Source organism: Pseudomonas sp. ICMP22404, assembly GCF_006227205.1.
GTDB lineage: Bacteria > Pseudomonadota > Gammaproteobacteria > Pseudomonadales > Pseudomonadaceae > Aquipseudomonas.
In genome coordinates this window covers 128,570-143,703 of sequence record NZ_VCNG01000009.1, presented here as the reverse complement: position 1 = coordinate 143,703, position 15,134 = coordinate 128,570, and the positions used below count along the sequence as shown (strand labels likewise).

Here is a 15,134-nt window from a genome sequence, read left to right as displayed (position 1 = left end):
TTGCTGTGATGGCAGGCACTTATGTGTCTAGCGTCCACAAGTCCATAAGTGTCATTCACTCCTTGTCTGACCGTTTTTAAGCGGCAGGCTACAACCCGTAAGGAGCATTCATGCGTCATTACGAAATCATCTTTTTGGTCCACCCGGATCAAAGCGAGCAAGTCGGCGGCATGGTTGAGCGTTACACCAAGCTGATCGAAGAAGACGGCGGCAAAATCCACCGCCTGGAAGACTGGGGCCGTCGTCAACTGGCCTACGCAATCAACAATGTTCACAAGGCTCACTACGTGATGCTGAACGTTGAGTGCACCGGCAAGGCCCTGGCCGAGCTGGAAGACAACTTCCGCTACAACGATGCAGTGATCCGTAACCTGGTCATCCGTCGCGAAGAAGCCGTTACCGGCCAATCCGAGATGCTCAAGGCTGAAGAAAACCGCAGTGAGCGCCGTGAGCGTCGCGACCGTCCTGAGCACTCTGACAGCGCCGATGGCGATGACAGCGATAGCGACAGCGACAACAGCGATAACGCTGACGAGTAATCCACGGACCTTTTAAGGAGCCAATCACATGGCACGTTTCTTCCGTCGTCGTAAATTCTGCCGCTTCACCGCTGAAGACGTGAAAGAGATCGATTACAAAGATCTCAACACTCTGAAAGCCTACGTATCCGAGACCGGCAAAATCGTTCCAAGCCGCATCACCGGTACCAAAGCTCGTTATCAGCGTCAGCTGGCCACCGCTATCAAGCGCGCCCGCTTCCTGGCCCTGCTGGCCTACACCGACAGCCACGGCCGCTGAGACCGGGCAGTCGACAAGTAGCAAAGGATTGAATGCATGCGCGCCATAGCTGAGTTCATCATGCGCGGCCGTATGCAGGCCACTCTGGTAGTGGCCGGATGTGCGGCATTGCCGTTGTTGTATTGGTTGGGTGCTGCCGCCGGGAGCCTTGTGCTCCTGCGGCGCGGATTGAGGGACGCCTCTAGCGTTCTTGCTCTGGGACTGCTGCCGGCCTTGCTCTGGTGGTTGTACGCCTCGGACCCGCGGGCACTGATGGTGCTTCTGGGGTCTTCGGCGCTGGCGTTGGTGTTGCGCGCCAGCGAATCCTGGAACCGCGTGCTGCTGGTCAGCATAGCGATAGGGGTGGTGTTTTCAGTGGTGCTCGGGGTGGCTTTCGCGCCCCAGATCGAGATGCTGTCGCAGGCTTTGGTAAAAATCCTGCCCGAGGCCCTCGGTGATCTCTACCGGCAGATGTCGGCAGAGGAGCAGGCGCGTTTCGCGTCCCTGATCGCACCGGTCCTGACCGGCCTGATTGCGGCCTTGTTGCAAATCGTCAGTGTGCTGAGCCTGATTGTCGGGCGCTACTGGCAGGCGTTGTTGTACAACCCGGGTGGTTTTGGTCGCGAATTTCGCGCCATCCGTTTCCCGCTTGGGCTGGCGATGTTGCTGCTGGCGGGCATGCTTCTGGGACCGAACTTCGGTCCGCAGATGGCCATGCTCACGCCGTTGTGCAGCGTACCGCTGGTCTTCGCTGCCCTGGCCCTGATTCACGGGCTGGTGGCGCAAAAGCGACTGGCCAGGTTCTGGCTGGTGGGGTTGTACGTCACGTTGTTGCTGTTCATGCAGCTGATCTATCCGTTGCTGGTGGTCCTGGCCATCGTCGACAGCCTGATTGATTTTCGCGGTCGTATGGCGTCGAAAGACGCCGACAGCGCGAACGGTGAAGGTTAAAAGTTAGAGGATTTTCACATGCAACTGATCCTTCTGGAAAAAATCGCCAACCTGGGCAACCTGGGCGACAAAGTAAACGTTAAGGCCGGTTACGGCCGTAACTACCTGCTGCCTTTCGGCAAGGCTACCGCTGCGACCGCTGCCAACCTGGCTGCGTTCGAAGAGCGTCGCGCCGAGCTGGAAAAAGCCGCCGCAGACCGTAAGGCATCGGCTGAAAGCCGTGCTGCCCAACTGGCCGAGCTGGAAGTGACCATCACTGCCACCGCTGGCGACGAAGGCAAGCTGTTCGGTTCGATCGGTACTCACGACATCGCTGACGCACTGACCGCCTCCGGCGTTGAAGTTGCGAAGAGCGAAGTTCGTCTGCCGAACGGCACCATCCGCAACGTAGGCGAATTCGACGTGGCCGTGCACCTGCACGCCGAAGTTGAAGCCACCGTACGCGTTGTCGTGGTAGCAGCCTAAGCTTTGTACGAAAAGTCGCCGAGCGGCGATCAGGCAAGGCGAAAACAGGCGAGGAAGCGGAGTTTACTGGTTGTAAATGAGCATTCCGAGCCTGTTTTCAACGCAGCATGATCGACGCGCAGGCACTTTAATACCTGTCGGCTGGCACCCTTGGGTGCTAGCCGGTAACATCGGGCACGATCCTGTTTACAGGTCGTGCCCTTTGTCTTTCTGCAATTCCTGATTTTCATAACCCCCTGGGTTTCCCAAAGAATCAAGTGGCCATGAACGAAATCACCGCTCCCGAGCAATACGATCTGCAAACCGCTGCCCTGAAGGTGCCGCCGCATTCCATCGAGGCCGAGCAGGCCGTGCTCGGTGGTCTGATGCTGGACAACAACGCCTGGGAACGCGTGCTCGATCAAGTCTCCGACGGCGATTTCTACCGACATGACCACCGCCTGATCTTCCGTGCGATCGCCAAGCTGGCCGATCAGAACATGCCGATCGACGTGGTCACCCTGTCCGAGCAACTGGACAAGGAAGGCCAGACCTCCCAGGTCGGCGGCCTCGGCTACCTGGGTGAGTTGGCGAAAAACACGCCGTCCGTCGCCAACATCAAGGCCTATGCGCAGATTGTCCGCCAGCGGGCGACGTTGCGTCAGTTGATCGGTATCAGCAACGAAATCGCTGACAGCGCCTTCAACCCCGAAGGCCGTACCGCCGAAGAGATCCTCGACGAAGCCGAACGGCAGATCTTCCAGATCGCCGAAGCCCGGCCGAAAACCGGCGGTCCGGTGGGGGTCAACGAGTTGCTGACCAAGGCCATCGACCGTATCGACACCCTGTTCAACACCGACAATGCCATCACCGGCTTGTCGACCGGCTACACCGACCTCGACGAGAAGACCAGTGGCCTGCAACCGGCCGACCTGATCATCGTCGCCGGCCGTCCTTCCATGGGTAAGACCACCTTTGCGATGAACCTGGTGGAAAACGCCGTGCTGCGCAGCGACAAGGCGGTGCTGGTGTATTCCCTCGAGATGCCAGGTGAATCGCTGATCATGCGTATGCTGTCGTCCCTGGGGCGTATCGATCAGACCAAGGTCCGTTCCGGCCAACTGGAAGATGACGACTGGCCGCGCCTGACCTCGGCGGTCAACCTGCTCAACGACCGCAAGCTGTTCATCGATGACACCGCCGGCATCAGCCCGTCGGAAATGCGCGCCCGGACCCGCCGCCTGGTGCGCGAGCACGGTGATATTGCGCTGATCATGATCGACTACCTGCAGTTGATGCAGATCCCGGGCTCCAGTGGTGACAACCGAACCAACGAGATTTCCGAAATCTCCCGTTCCCTCAAGGCCCTGGCCAAGGAGTTCAACTGCCCGGTCGTGGCCTTGTCCCAGTTGAACCGCTCCCTGGAACAACGTCCCAACAAGCGTCCGGTGAACTCCGACTTGCGGGAATCCGGAGCGATCGAGCAGGACGCCGACGTCATCATGTTCGTGTACCGCGACGAGGTGTATCACCCCGAGACGGAGCACAAGGGCATTGCCGAAATCATCATCGGCAAGCAGCGGAACGGCCCGATCGGCTTTATCCGCCTGGCGTTCATCGGTAAGTACACGCGGTTCGAGAACCTGGCGCCGGGCAGCTACAACTTCGATGATGATGAGTAAGTTCGTCGTTGCCTGATCTGGCCTCATCGCGAGCAGGCTCGCTCCCACACGAGATTGCATTGCCCTGTGGGAGCGAGTCTGCTCCGGGCGGCGATCCGACGATGGGCCGCTGCCGATTTCCGACCATGGCCGTCGGAATTGGCTATTTTTTGTGCTATATTCCGCCCCCGCGATTTTTCATCTTTTATACCGGTCATCGACATGCAAGCAGCCAAGCCGTTATTTGACTATCCCAAGTACTGGGCCGAATGTTTCGGCCCGGCGCCGTTCCTGCCCATGAGCAGGGAGGAGATGGATCAGCTCGGCTGGGATTCGTGCGACATCATCATCGTGACCGGTGATGCTTATGTCGATCACCCGTCGTTCGGCATGGCCATTATCGGCCGGCTGCTGGAAGCCCAGGGCTTTCGCGTCGGGATCATTGCCCAGCCGAACTGGCAGTCCAAAGACGACTTCATGAAACTCGGCGAGCCGAACCTGTTCTTCGGCGTCGCGGCCGGCAACATGGACTCGATGATCAACCGCTACACCGCCGACAAGAAAATCCGTTCCGATGACGCTTACACGCCGGGCGGTCTGGCGGGCAAGCGGCCGGACCGTGCGAGCCTGGTCTACAGCCAGCGCTGCAAGGAAGCCTACAAGCATGTACCCATCGTGCTGGGCGGCATCGAGGCGTCCCTGCGCCGCATCGCCCATTACGATTACTGGCAGGACCGGGTGCGCAACTCGATCCTGATCGACGCCAGCGCCGACATCCTGCTCTATGGCAACGCCGAGCGGGCGATTGTCGAGGTTGCCCAGCGCCTGTCCTACGGCCACAAGATCGAAGACATCACCGATGTGCGCGGCACCGCGTTCATCCGTCGCGACACGCCGCAAGGCTGGTATGAGGTGGACTCCACCCGTATCGACCGTCCGGGCAAGATCGACAAGATCATCAATCCGTATGTGAACACCCAGGACACCGCGGCCTGCGCCATCGAACAGGAAAAAGGGCCGGTTGAGGACCCGAGCGAAGCCAAGGTCGTGCAGATCCTGGCGAGCCCGAAAATGACCCGTGACAAGACCGTGATCCGCCTGCCGTCGGTGGAGAAGGTCCGTAACGACGCGGTGCTGTATGCCCACGCCAACCGCGTGCTTCACCTGGAAACCAACCCAGGCAATGCCCGGGCCTTGGTGCAGAAACACGGTGAGGTCGATGTCTGGTTCAACCCGCCGCCCATTCCGATGACCACTGAGGAAATGGACTACGTGTTTGGCATGCCTTACGCACGTGTTCCGCACCCGGCGTACGGCAAGGAAAAGATTCCGGCTTACGAGATGATCCGTTTCTCGGTGAACATCATGCGCGGCTGCTTCGGCGGCTGTACGTTCTGCTCCATCACCGAGCACGAAGGCCGGATCATCCAGAACCGTTCCGAAGAGTCGATCATTCGCGAGATCGAGGAGATCCGCGACAAGGTCCCGGGGTTCACCGGGGTGATTTCCGACCTCGGCGGCCCGACCGCGAACATGTACCGCATCGCCTGCAAGAGCCCGGAGATCGAATCCGCGTGCCGCAAGCCGTCCTGCGTGTTCCCTGGCATCTGCCCGAACCTGAACACCGACCATTCCTCGCTGATCCAGCTGTACCGCAGCGCCCGCGCGTTGCCTGGGGTGAAGAAGATCCTGATCGCCTCCGGCCTGCGTTACGACCTGGCCGTCGAGTCGCCGGAGTACGTCAAGGAGCTGGTGACCCACCACGTCGGCGGTTACCTGAAGATTGCCCCGGAGCACACCGAGGAAGGCCCGCTCAACCAGATGATGAAACCGGGTATCGGCACTTATGACCGGTTCAAGCGGATGTTCGAGAAGTACACCAAGGAAGCCGGGAAAGAGCAGTACCTGATTCCGTACTTCATCGCCGCTCACCCGGGCACCACCGACGAAGACATGATGAACCTGGCGCTGTGGCTCAAGGGCAACGGTTTCCGGGCTGATCAGGTGCAGGCGTTCTATCCGTCGCCGATGGCCACCGCCACGGCCATGTACCACTCGGGCAAGAACCCGCTGCGCAAGGTCACCTACAAGAGCGACGGGGTGACCATCGTCAAGAGCGAAGAGCAGCGCCGCCTGCACAAGGCCTTCCTGCGCTATCACGACCCCAAGGGCTGGCCGATGCTGCGTGAGGCGTTGACCCGCATGGGCCGTGCCGACCTGATCGGGCCGGGCAAGCACCAGTTGATCCCGCTGCACCAGCCGGCGACTGACAGCTACCAGAGTGCCCGTCGCAAGAACTCGACGCCGGCCGGCAGCCATAAGGTGGGCAAGGACACCACCCGGATCCTGACCCAGCACACCGGCCTGCCGCCACGTGCCAGCGACGGCGGCAACTCGTGGGACAAGCGCGAGCAGGCCAAGGCCGCCGCGTTCGCCCGCAACCAGCAGGCGGCCAAGGAGCGCAAGGACGCCGCCAAGGGCAAAGGGCCGAAGCCGGCGCGCAAGCCGGTCGTGCCGCGCTGATCGCCCAAACCCTGTCGCAAACGCCAGCCTAAGTGCTGGCGTTTTGCTTTCTAGCGGCAGTGCTACTCCTTTGCTATCGTGGCGCCCGCCACCGTTCAGTGCTGCCCACAACTTGACTTATAGACTCCAAGGACGACCCATGAGCACCCCGTTACCCGGCATCGGCATGGACTACAGCCCCTCCCAGTTCATGGCCCGCCAACGCATCGAAAGCCAGATCAACCTGCCAAAACTGTTCGCTGCCATTGACGCCGATCCCGGCATTGTCGGCGCTGGCGTGGTGTATATCGATGCAGAGTTCAACGTGGTGACCCTGCGGGAATTCAAGCCGATCTGCAGCATCAAGCCCAAGCGGATCATTTTGCGCGAGGCGCAGAAGTACATAACGCCGGAGCAGTTCGCCCAACAGGTGCAGAGCAATCCTCGCGAATCGCGCCTGGTCATGGAAGCGGTAAACACTACTCTGTCCTGTGCGGGTGCGTTGATCAGTTGGTCGGTGATCGCCAGCGGAACGCTGCTGATCCCCTTCAGTGCCGGTGCCAGTGGCGTCATGGTCGCAGTTGCCTGGACGGCGGCGGGGGCCAGCAGTCTGCAATGCGTCAACGGCCTTGCTCGCACCACGCTTGAAGTTGCCAAACCCGAAGTGAACGACTGGCTGGACAGCGAAGGCTGGTACCAGAATGTCTCGATAGGTCTGGATGCGGCTTCGCTGGTGGGCGTGGGGGCTTCGGCATTGACGACGATCAAATTGGTGCGGGTCGCCAAAGCGTCGACGGGCAAGACCATGCGGGAAGTCCTGAGGGGGTTGAACAGGCAGGAACGGGCCAAGTTGACCAAAGAGCTGCTGAGCATCAACGATCCGCGCCTGACGTCAAAGATGCTCAAGCTGAAGCAGCTTGCGGGCTCCTTGCCCAAGCGATATACGACCGCAGAACTCAGGCACGGCACCATCACCCAGATCAAGGACTCCCTCGGGGCCGCTATCGGGCTGACCGGGAGTGCGTTATCGGGCAATGTCAAAACCATTGCCATTGGTCTGTATGAAGAGTTCGATGAATGAACAAGGAACTGACGCTCCGGGTGTTCTTCCAGCGGCACTTCCTTGCCTTCATCGCGGCCATCTTCACCGCCTACCTTTCCGTTGCCTTGGCGCTTGCGCTGGCGTTTGTCACCTATTTCCGAGCATGGCCGCTGGAGGACAGCGGCATCTACATCATGCTGGCTGGTGCCGTGGTCACCCTGCTGGTGGCCCACGGTAACCTGATGGTCCTGTGGGGACGACCGCGCTGGGTGTGGCTGCTGGTGGGGGTGTTTGTTGCCTGCCTGGCGTTTGTGCTGCCGATGATTTACTTCGCCCCTCATCAAGTGCTTTATGGGCTGGCTGTGTTGTTTCCGCTATTGGGCTTGCTGTTGCTCAACAGCAAACGCCACCGTGAAATGCGCAGCAAACTGGTCGAAATTCGCCATCAGCGTGAACGCCTCTCTCAAGCGATAAAGACCTCACGCTCGCGCCGCTGAGTCGATTCGCTACGATCCCCGCCACATTTATGTGCACCTCTGTGCACGGGAAGTCGGGCATCGTTCCGTTTTAGTGCTCTACTGCCTTGAGTAGACGAAGAAAGTGTCCGGCCAGCCTGCATGGCATAAGTCTTGCGCCGCTTTCTATTCCGCCCAGGTTTGCAGGAGGCACGCCGTGTCGATCCATGTCGCATTGCATCACGTCACGCATTACCGTTACGACCGTGCCGTCGAGCTCGGCCCGCAGATCGTTCGCTTGCGCCCCGCGCCCCACAGCCGTACGCGGATTCTTTCCTATGCATTGAAAGTTTCGCCTGAGCAGCACTTCATCAACTGGCAGCAGGATCCCCAAGGCAATTACCTGGCGCGCCTGGTGTTCCCCGAAAAAACCAAAGAGCTGCGGATCGAGGTCGATCTGCTGGCGGAAATGGCGGTGTTCAATCCGTTCGACTTTTTCCTCGAACCCTACGCCGAAAAGATTCCATTCACCTACGGGGCCGATGAGAAACACGAGCTGATGCCGTACCTGGAGACGTTGCCGCTGACGCCGAAACTCAAGGCGTACCTGGATGGCATCGACCGCACGCCGCTGCCGGCGGTGGATTTTCTGGTGGCGCTCAACCAGCGCCTGCACGACGACATCAGCTATTTGATCCGCATGGAGCCCGGTGTCCAGACCCCGGAACACACCCTGGAACAGGCGTCCGGTTCCTGCCGCGACTCGGCCTGGTTGCTGGTGCAACTGTTACGTCACCTGGGCCTGGCCGCGCGGTTCGTCTCCGGTTACCTGATCCAATTGACCGCCGATGTGAAAAGCCTCGACGGTCCGTCCGGTACCGAAGTGGACTTCACCGACCTGCATGCCTGGTGCGAGGTCTACCTGCCCGGCGCCGGCTGGATCGGCCTGGATGCGACGTCCGGCCTGTTTGCCGGCGAAGGGCATATTCCGCTGGCGTGCAGTCCTGATCCTTCATCGGCGGCGCCGATCACGGGCCTGGTGGAGCCGTGCGAATGTGAATTCAGCCACGAAATGTCCGTGGAGCGGGTATGGGAAGCGCCGCGGGTGACCAAGCCCTACACCGAAGAGCAATGGCTGGCGATCCAGGCATTGGGCCGGCAAATCGACGCTGACCTGCTGGAAGGCGATGTTCGGCTGACCATGGGCGGCGAGCCGACCTTCGTCTCCATCGATGACCCTGACGGCGCCGAGTGGAATACCGCAGCGCTCGGCCCGGACAAGCGTCGGCTCTCCGCCGAGTTGTTCCAGCGCATGCGCAAGCACTACGCGCCCCAGGGGCTGGTGCATTTCGGCCAGGGCAAGTGGTACCCCGGCGAACAGTTACCGCGCTGGTCCCTCAACTGCTACTGGCGGCGTGACGGCGTGCCGATCTGGCATAACAGCAGTTTGATCGCGGACGAGCAGCAGGATTACGGTGCCGATGGCGAGATGGCCGGGCGTTTTCTGACTAGCGTCGCTGAACGTTTGAACATTCCCGCGCGCTTCGTGTTTCCGGCCTACGAAGACAACTTCTATTACCTCTGGCGCGAAGGCGCGTTGCCTTCGAATGTCAGCGCCCAGGACCCACGCCTGGACGATGCCCTGGAGCGGGCGCGGTTGCACAAGGTTTTCAGCCAGGGCCTGGACAAAGTGATCGGCCAGGTCTTGCCACTGGCCCGCACCGCCAAGGGCGATCAATGGCAGAGCGGTCGCTGGTACCTGAGGGATAACCACTGCCGATTGGTGCCGGGGGATTCGCCCCTGGGCTATCGCTTGCCGCTGGCGTCCCAGCCGTGGGTGACGGCAGCCGAGTATCCATTCATTCACCCGACCGACCCTAATCAGGATTTACCTGAGCTGCCCGGCGCCGAAAAGCTGGCCCGTCACGGCGAGGCGCTGATCGAAGAGGATCGCGTGCCGGAAATCGACGTGTCCGCCGACTGGCTGACCCGCACCGCATTCTGTGCCGAGGCCCGCGAAGGTCGGCTGTATCTGTTCATGCCGCCGCTGGAGCGGGTCGAGGATTACCTTGAACTGGTCAGTGCCATCGAGGCCACCGCCGAGGAGCTGCAGTGCCCGGTGTTGTTGGAGGGCTACGAGCCGCCGAGCGATCCACGGCTGGGTAACTTCCGCATCACGCCCGATCCGGGCGTGATTGAAGTGAACGTGCAGCCGTCGGCGTCTTGGGATGAATTGGTCGAGCGCACCGAATTCCTCTACGAGCAGGCACGGCAAACCCGGCTGACCACCGAGAAGTTCATGATCGATGGTCGGCATACCGGCACGGGCGGCGGTAACCACTTCGTCCTCGGCGGTGCGACGCCGGCTGACTCACCGTTCCTGCGACGCCCCGATCTGCTGCGCAGCCTGATCAGCTACTGGCATAACCATCCGTCGTTGTCCTATCTGTTTTCCGGATTGTTCATCGGCCCGACGTCCCAGGCGCCCCGGGTGGACGAAGCGCGTAACGATGCGCTGTACGAACTGGAAATCGCCTTTGCGCAGATGCCGGAGCCAGGCGAGGCATGCCCACCCTGGTTGGTTGACCGGTTGTTGCGCAACCTGTTGATCGACGTGACCGGCAACACTCATCGTGCCGAATTCTGCATCGACAAGCTGTATTCGCCGGACGGCGCGACAGGGCGTCTCGGCTTGCTGGAATTGCGCGCCTTTGAAATGCCTCCCCACGCCCGCATGAGCCTGGCCCAGCAATTACTATTGCGGGCGCTGGTGGCGCGGTTCTGGCGCGAACCTTATGCGCCGGCCAAACTGGCGCGCTGGGGCACCGAGCTGCATGACCGGTTCCTGTTGCCCCACTTCATCGAGCAGGACTTCGCCGATGTCATCGAAGAACTGAATACCGCCGGTTACCCGCTGCGGGCCGAGTGGTTCGCCGCGCACCTGGAGTTCCGCTTCCCGAAAGTGGGCGATTACGCGGCGGGCGGTATCGAGCTGCAATTGCGCCAGGCCCTGGAACCCTGGCATGTGCTGGGCGAGGAGGGCGCAGTCGGTGGCACCGTGCGCTATGTGGATTCATCCCTGGAGCGCTTGCAGGTCAAGCTCAACGGCCTGGCCCCGCAACGGTATCTGCTGACGTGCAACGGTGTGCCGGTGCCGCTGCAACCCACCGGCCGGGTCGGAGAGTTTGTCGCCGGGGTGCGTTTCCGTGCCTGGCAGCCCGCCAGTTGCCTGCAGCCAACCATCCCGGTCCACGCGCCGCTGGTCTTCGATCTGCTCGACACCTGGATGCAGCGTTCCGTGGGCGGTTGCCAGTACCACGTGGCACACCCGGGCGGGCGCAACTACGACAGCCTGCCGGTGAATGCCAACGAGGCCGAGAGCCGGCGGATGGCGCGTTTCTTCCGTCTGGGACACACTCCTGGGAAACTGCCGATACCCAATCTGGAGGTGGCTGACGAGTTCCCACTGACACTCGACCTGCGGCGTTTTCAGGGGGCCCTGAACAAAGGAAACTGAAGAGGTTTACCTGTGGCGAGGGGATTTTCTGTGGCGAGGGGATTTATTGTGGCGAGGGGATTTATCCCCGTTGGGGCGAAGCCCCCCCATAATTGATGCCCGCTACACCGCAGTGCCTGGATTGGGGCTGCTGCGCAGCCCAGCGGGGATAAATCCCCTCGCCACAGAAAACCTCCTCCCACCAGAGGTACTGCGTCGGTCAAACCGTTCACATGCCAAGCCATGACATCTATCCGGGCATCATGCCCTTGCGCTAGTCTCACCTTTCACTGCCGTCTGCCGAGCTTTCCATGCCTGACCTGCTTGACCGTTACCCGCTGACAACGGGCACCTATCACGAACTGCTGGACGACAGCGGTGCGGTACGCCCGCACTGGCGGCGGCTGTTCGACCAGTTGCAGCGCAGCACGCCGGCCCAGTTGATGCAGCGTCAGGCCTTGCTGGCGCGACAGATCCAGGAAAATGGCGTCACCTATAACGTCTATGCCGATCCGAAGGGCGCCGACCGGCCGTGGGAGCTGGACTTGCTGCCCCACGTCGTCGATGCGCAGGAATGGAAGCAGCTGTCGGCCGGTATTGCCCAGCGCGCACGGTTGCTCAACGCGGTGTTGGCCGACCTCTACGGGCCGCAACGACTAATCAGCGAAGGTCTGCTGCCGGCGGAGCTGGTGTTCGGACACAACAACTTCCTCTGGCCCAGCCAAGGCATCAGCCCGCCGGACGGGATTTTCCTGCATTTGTATGCCGTGGATCTGGCGCGAGCGCCCGATGGACGCTGGTGGGTCACGGCGGATCGGACCCAGGCCCCCTCCGGGGCCGGTTATGCGCTGGAAAACCGCATGATCGTCTCCCGTGCCTTTCCGGATCTCTATCGCGACCTGAAGGTCCAGCACCTGTCCGGTTTCTTTCGCACCTTGCAGGAAACCCTTGCCCGGCAGGCCCCCAGCGATGGGGAGCCGCCGCTGGTGGTGTTGTTGACGCCGGGGCGTTTCAACGAAAGCTATTTCGAACACCTCTATCTGGCGCGCCAGCTTGGCTACCCGTTGGTGGAGGGGGGCGACCTGACCGTTCGCGACGCCACGGTCTACCTCAAGACCCTCAGCGGGCTCCGTCGGGTCCACGCGATCATGCGCCGGCTCGATGATGATTTTTGCGATCCGCTGGAGCTGCGTACGGATTCGGCCCTGGGTGTGCCGGGCCTGCTGGAGGCGGTGCGCCAGGGCCGGGTGCTGGTGGCCAACGCCTTGGGTAGCGGCGTGCTGGAATCGCCAGGCTTGTTGGGGTTCCTGCCGAAGATCTGCCAGTTCCTGTTCGGCGAAGACCTGTTGCTCCCCTCCATCGCCACCTGGTGGTGCGGCGAGCCACCGGTGCTGGCCCAGGCCCTGGAAAAGCTGCCACAGCTGTTGATCAAGCCGGCGTTCCCTTCCCAGAGCTTCAGGCCGGTGTTCGGCCGTGACCTGAGCGAGGAGCAGCGCGACCGTCTGGCGGCGCGGATCCAGGCGCGGCCCTACGCGTATGTGGCCCAGGAGCTGGCGCAGCTGTCCCAGGCCCCGGTCTGGCAAGCCGAGGACGGGCTATTGCAGCCACGGGCCATTGGCATGCGCGTGTATGCGGTGTCCGGTGAGGACGATTACCGGGTGCTGCCGGGCGGCTTGACCCGCGTGGCGGCCGAGGCCGACGCCGAAGTGGTGTCGATGCAGCGCGGCGGCGCCAGCAAGGACACTTGGGTGCTGGGAGAACAGGCACCTGGCAGTGAACAATGGAAGGCCCAGCGTACCGTGGGCGTTCACGACCTGGTTCGGCGGGATCCGTACTTGCCATCCCGGGTGGTGGAAAACCTGTTCTGGTTCGGCCGTTATTGTGAACGCTGTGACGATAGCGCGCGCCTGCTGCGGATCATGCTGGCGCGTTATGTCGATGGCGACGATCCGCAGGCCCTGCAATCGGCGGTGTCCCTTGGTGAAAGCCTGATGCTGCTGCCCGAGGAGGGCGAACTGCCGGAGCGTCTGCTGGTCGCGTTGCTGGGCGACGATTGGTCGTTCAGCCTGCGCTCCAACCTGCAGCGCCTGCAGTGGGCGGCCTCGCAGGTGCGGGGCAAATTGTCCCGAGAGAACTGGCAGGCGCTGGTGGAGCTTCAGCGCGAGGCGCTGGAGCTGGAAACCGACGAAGCGGATTTCGGCGAGCTGCTGGATTTCCTCAACCGGCTGGTGATGTCCCTGGCGGCGCTTTCCGGCTTCGCCCTGGACGACATGACCCGCGACGAGGGGTGGCGCTTCCTGATGATCGGTCGGCGCCTGGAGCGCCTGCAATTTCTCAGCAGCAGTCTGGCCGCGTTCCTGCGAGGCGAGGCGGTGTTCGATCAGGCCGGGCTGGAATGGCTGCTGGAACTGGGCAACAGCAGCATCACCTACCGCTCGCGTTACCTGGCGGTCGCCCAGTTGATCCCGGTGCTCGACCTGTTGCTGCTGGACGAGCAGAACCCCCATGCGGTGCTTTTCCAGTTGAAACTGGTGACCCGTACCCTCAAGCGCCTGAACGATGACTTTGGCGCGCCCAGGGAAACCGCGTTGCCGGAGTTGGTGACGCGCCTGTCGCGCTTTGACCTGCGTTGCCTGGAGAATCCACTGTTTGGCGAAGCCAGCCTGCGCGCAGCGCTTGATGGCCTGGCCGATCTGTTGCAGGAAGTGGCCGATGTCAGCGGCCAGGTGTCGGATCGCCTGGCCTTGCGTCATTTTGCCCACGTCGATGACGTCAGCCAACGCACGGTGTCCGTATGATGAGCGCCCGCTACCAGATTCTCCACGACACCCACTACCACTATGACAGCCCGGTGTCCCTGGCCCAGCAGCTTGCTCACTTGTGGCCGCGGTCCTGTGATTGGCAGCGTTGCACCGATCAGCAGCTATTGATCAGCCCTGAGCCGACGACCCGTCGGGATGAACTGGATGTCTTCGGTAATCCACTGACCCGGCTGGCATTCGAACGGCCCCATGACGAGTTGTTGGTCAACGCCCGCCTGAGCATCGAGGTCCTGGCCCGCCCCGCGCTGGATTTCAACCTGTCGCCGGCCTGGGAGGCGACCTGCCAGGCACTGACCTACAGCAGCCGGCCGCTGTCCGAGGCGGTGCTGGGTGCGTGTCGCTACCGTTTCGAGTCACCCTACGTGCACCTCAAGCGCAGCTTCGTCGAGTTTTCCGAAAGCTGCTTCCCGCCGGGACGCCCGTTGATGTTGTGCATTCGGGCGTTGATGGAGAAGATTTTCGACGAGTTCACGTTCGATGCCGAGGCAACCCAGGTGGCGACGCCGCTGGTGGAGGTGCTGGAGCGACGGCGGGGCGTCTGCCAGGACTTTGCCCACCTGATGCTGGCCTGCGTGCGCTCCCGTGGGTTGGCGGCGCGCTACATCAGCGGCTACCTGCTGACCCAGCCACCGCCCGGCCAGCCTCGGCTGATTGGCGCCGATGCGTCCCATGCCTGGATCTCGGTGTTTTGCCCGGAGCTGGGCTGGGTGGATTTCGACCCGACCAACAACGTACAGCCCGCCCTGGAGCACATCACCCTGGCCTGGGGCCGGGACTTCTCCGACGTGTCGCCGTTGCGTGGGGTGATCCTGGGGGGCGGTAATCACGATCCCGAGGTTCGCGTGACAGTGATGCCGCTGGAGTAATACAGGGTTTGGTCTGAGGGAAGGCTGCGGGAGCATGGCTTGTCCTGTGGGAGCAAAGCTTGCTCTGTGGGAGCAATGCTCCCACAGGAACTGCGTGCTTCCATGGGGGCCACATGGT

At 61.9% G+C, this 15,134-nt stretch carries 11 protein-coding genes; all 11 read left to right on the top strand.

Features of this window, described 5'->3' with window-relative positions; translation table 11 throughout:
* Positions 1 to 110 precede the first annotated feature (110 nt).
* The 11 genes from rpsF to FGE05_RS17005 all read left to right on the top strand — a co-directional run bounded on the left by rpsF (position 111) and on the right by FGE05_RS17005 (position 15,016).
* Complete coding sequence (gene rpsF, locus FGE05_RS17055) at positions 111 to 539, top strand: 30S ribosomal protein S6 (protein ID WP_003186395.1); 429 nt, start codon at positions 111 to 113, stop codon at positions 537 to 539.
* 28 nt (positions 540 to 567) lie between these two features.
* Complete coding sequence (gene rpsR / locus FGE05_RS17050) at positions 568 to 798, top strand: 30S ribosomal protein S18 (protein ID WP_002551829.1); 231 nt, start codon at positions 568 to 570, stop codon at positions 796 to 798.
* 36 nt (positions 799 to 834) lie between these two features.
* Positions 835 to 1,728 (top strand): hypothetical protein, encoded by an 894-nt coding sequence (locus FGE05_RS17045; RefSeq protein ID WP_139646754.1) that lies wholly within the window; start codon positions 835 to 837, stop codon positions 1,726 to 1,728.
* Positions 1,729 to 1,746: 18 nt separating this feature from the next.
* Entirely contained in the window at positions 1,747 to 2,193 is a 447-nt protein-coding gene (gene rplI, locus FGE05_RS17040; protein WP_003186385.1) for a 50S ribosomal protein L9, read from the top strand.
* Between the two features lie 263 nt (positions 2,194 to 2,456).
* Positions 2,457 to 3,854 carry a replicative DNA helicase gene (dnaB, locus tag FGE05_RS17035; protein WP_024779176.1) on the top strand — a complete coding sequence of 466 codons (1,398 nt, stop codon included), beginning with the start codon at positions 2,457 to 2,459 and terminating at the stop codon, positions 3,852 to 3,854.
* Positions 3,855 to 4,055: 201 nt separating this feature from the next.
* Positions 4,056 to 6,356, top strand: coding sequence for a YgiQ family radical SAM protein (locus FGE05_RS17030; protein ID WP_139646752.1), 2,301 nt, complete (start codon positions 4,056 to 4,058; stop codon positions 6,354 to 6,356).
* 139 nt (positions 6,357 to 6,495) lie between these two features.
* Positions 6,496 to 7,416, top strand: a complete 921-nt coding sequence (locus FGE05_RS17025) for an NAD synthetase (RefSeq protein ID WP_139646750.1) — start codon at positions 6,496 to 6,498, stop codon at positions 7,414 to 7,416.
* A complete protein-coding gene (locus tag FGE05_RS17020) occupies positions 7,413 to 7,874 on the top strand; it encodes a hypothetical protein (RefSeq protein WP_139646748.1) in 462 nt (153 codons plus the stop codon). Before FGE05_RS17025 ends, FGE05_RS17020 begins: the two co-directional genes overlap by 4 nt.
* 175 nt (positions 7,875 to 8,049) lie before the next feature.
* Positions 8,050 to 11,349 (top strand): DUF2126 domain-containing protein, encoded by a 3,300-nt coding sequence (locus FGE05_RS17015; protein ID WP_139646746.1) that lies wholly within the window; start codon positions 8,050 to 8,052, stop codon positions 11,347 to 11,349.
* A 290-nt stretch (positions 11,350 to 11,639) separates the two neighbouring features.
* Positions 11,640 to 14,126, top strand: coding sequence for a circularly permuted type 2 ATP-grasp protein (locus FGE05_RS17010; RefSeq protein ID WP_139646745.1), 2,487 nt, complete (start codon positions 11,640 to 11,642; stop codon positions 14,124 to 14,126).
* On the top strand, positions 14,126 to 15,016 hold the full coding sequence (locus tag FGE05_RS17005) for a transglutaminase family protein (protein ID WP_139646742.1): 891 nt from the start codon (positions 14,126 to 14,128) through the stop codon (positions 15,014 to 15,016). Before FGE05_RS17010 ends, FGE05_RS17005 begins: the two co-directional genes overlap by 1 nt.
* Positions 15,017 to 15,134: the final 118 nt, after the last annotated feature.

Bases quoted from the DNA above. Each gene is read 5' to 3' on its own strand.
- rpsF (WP_003186395.1), top strand. From the start codon at position 111: ATGCGTCATTACGAAATCATCTTTTTGGTCCACCCGGATCAAAGCGAG.
- rpsR (WP_002551829.1), top strand. From the start codon at position 568: ATGGCACGTTTCTTCCGTCGTCGTAAATTCTGCCGCTTCACCGCTGAA.
- FGE05_RS17045 (WP_139646754.1), top strand. From the start codon at position 835: ATGCGCGCCATAGCTGAGTTCATCATGCGCGGCCGTATGCAGGCCACT.
- rplI (WP_003186385.1), top strand. From the start codon at position 1,747: ATGCAACTGATCCTTCTGGAAAAAATCGCCAACCTGGGCAACCTGGGC.
- dnaB (WP_024779176.1), top strand. From the start codon at position 2,457: ATGAACGAAATCACCGCTCCCGAGCAATACGATCTGCAAACCGCTGCC.
- FGE05_RS17030 (WP_139646752.1), top strand. From the start codon at position 4,056: ATGCAAGCAGCCAAGCCGTTATTTGACTATCCCAAGTACTGGGCCGAA.
- FGE05_RS17025 (WP_139646750.1), top strand. From the start codon at position 6,496: ATGAGCACCCCGTTACCCGGCATCGGCATGGACTACAGCCCCTCCCAG.
- FGE05_RS17020 (WP_139646748.1), top strand. From the start codon at position 7,413: ATGAACAAGGAACTGACGCTCCGGGTGTTCTTCCAGCGGCACTTCCTT.
- FGE05_RS17010 (WP_139646745.1), top strand. From the start codon at position 11,640: ATGCCTGACCTGCTTGACCGTTACCCGCTGACAACGGGCACCTATCAC.
- FGE05_RS17005 (WP_139646742.1), top strand. From the start codon at position 14,126: ATGAGCGCCCGCTACCAGATTCTCCACGACACCCACTACCACTATGAC.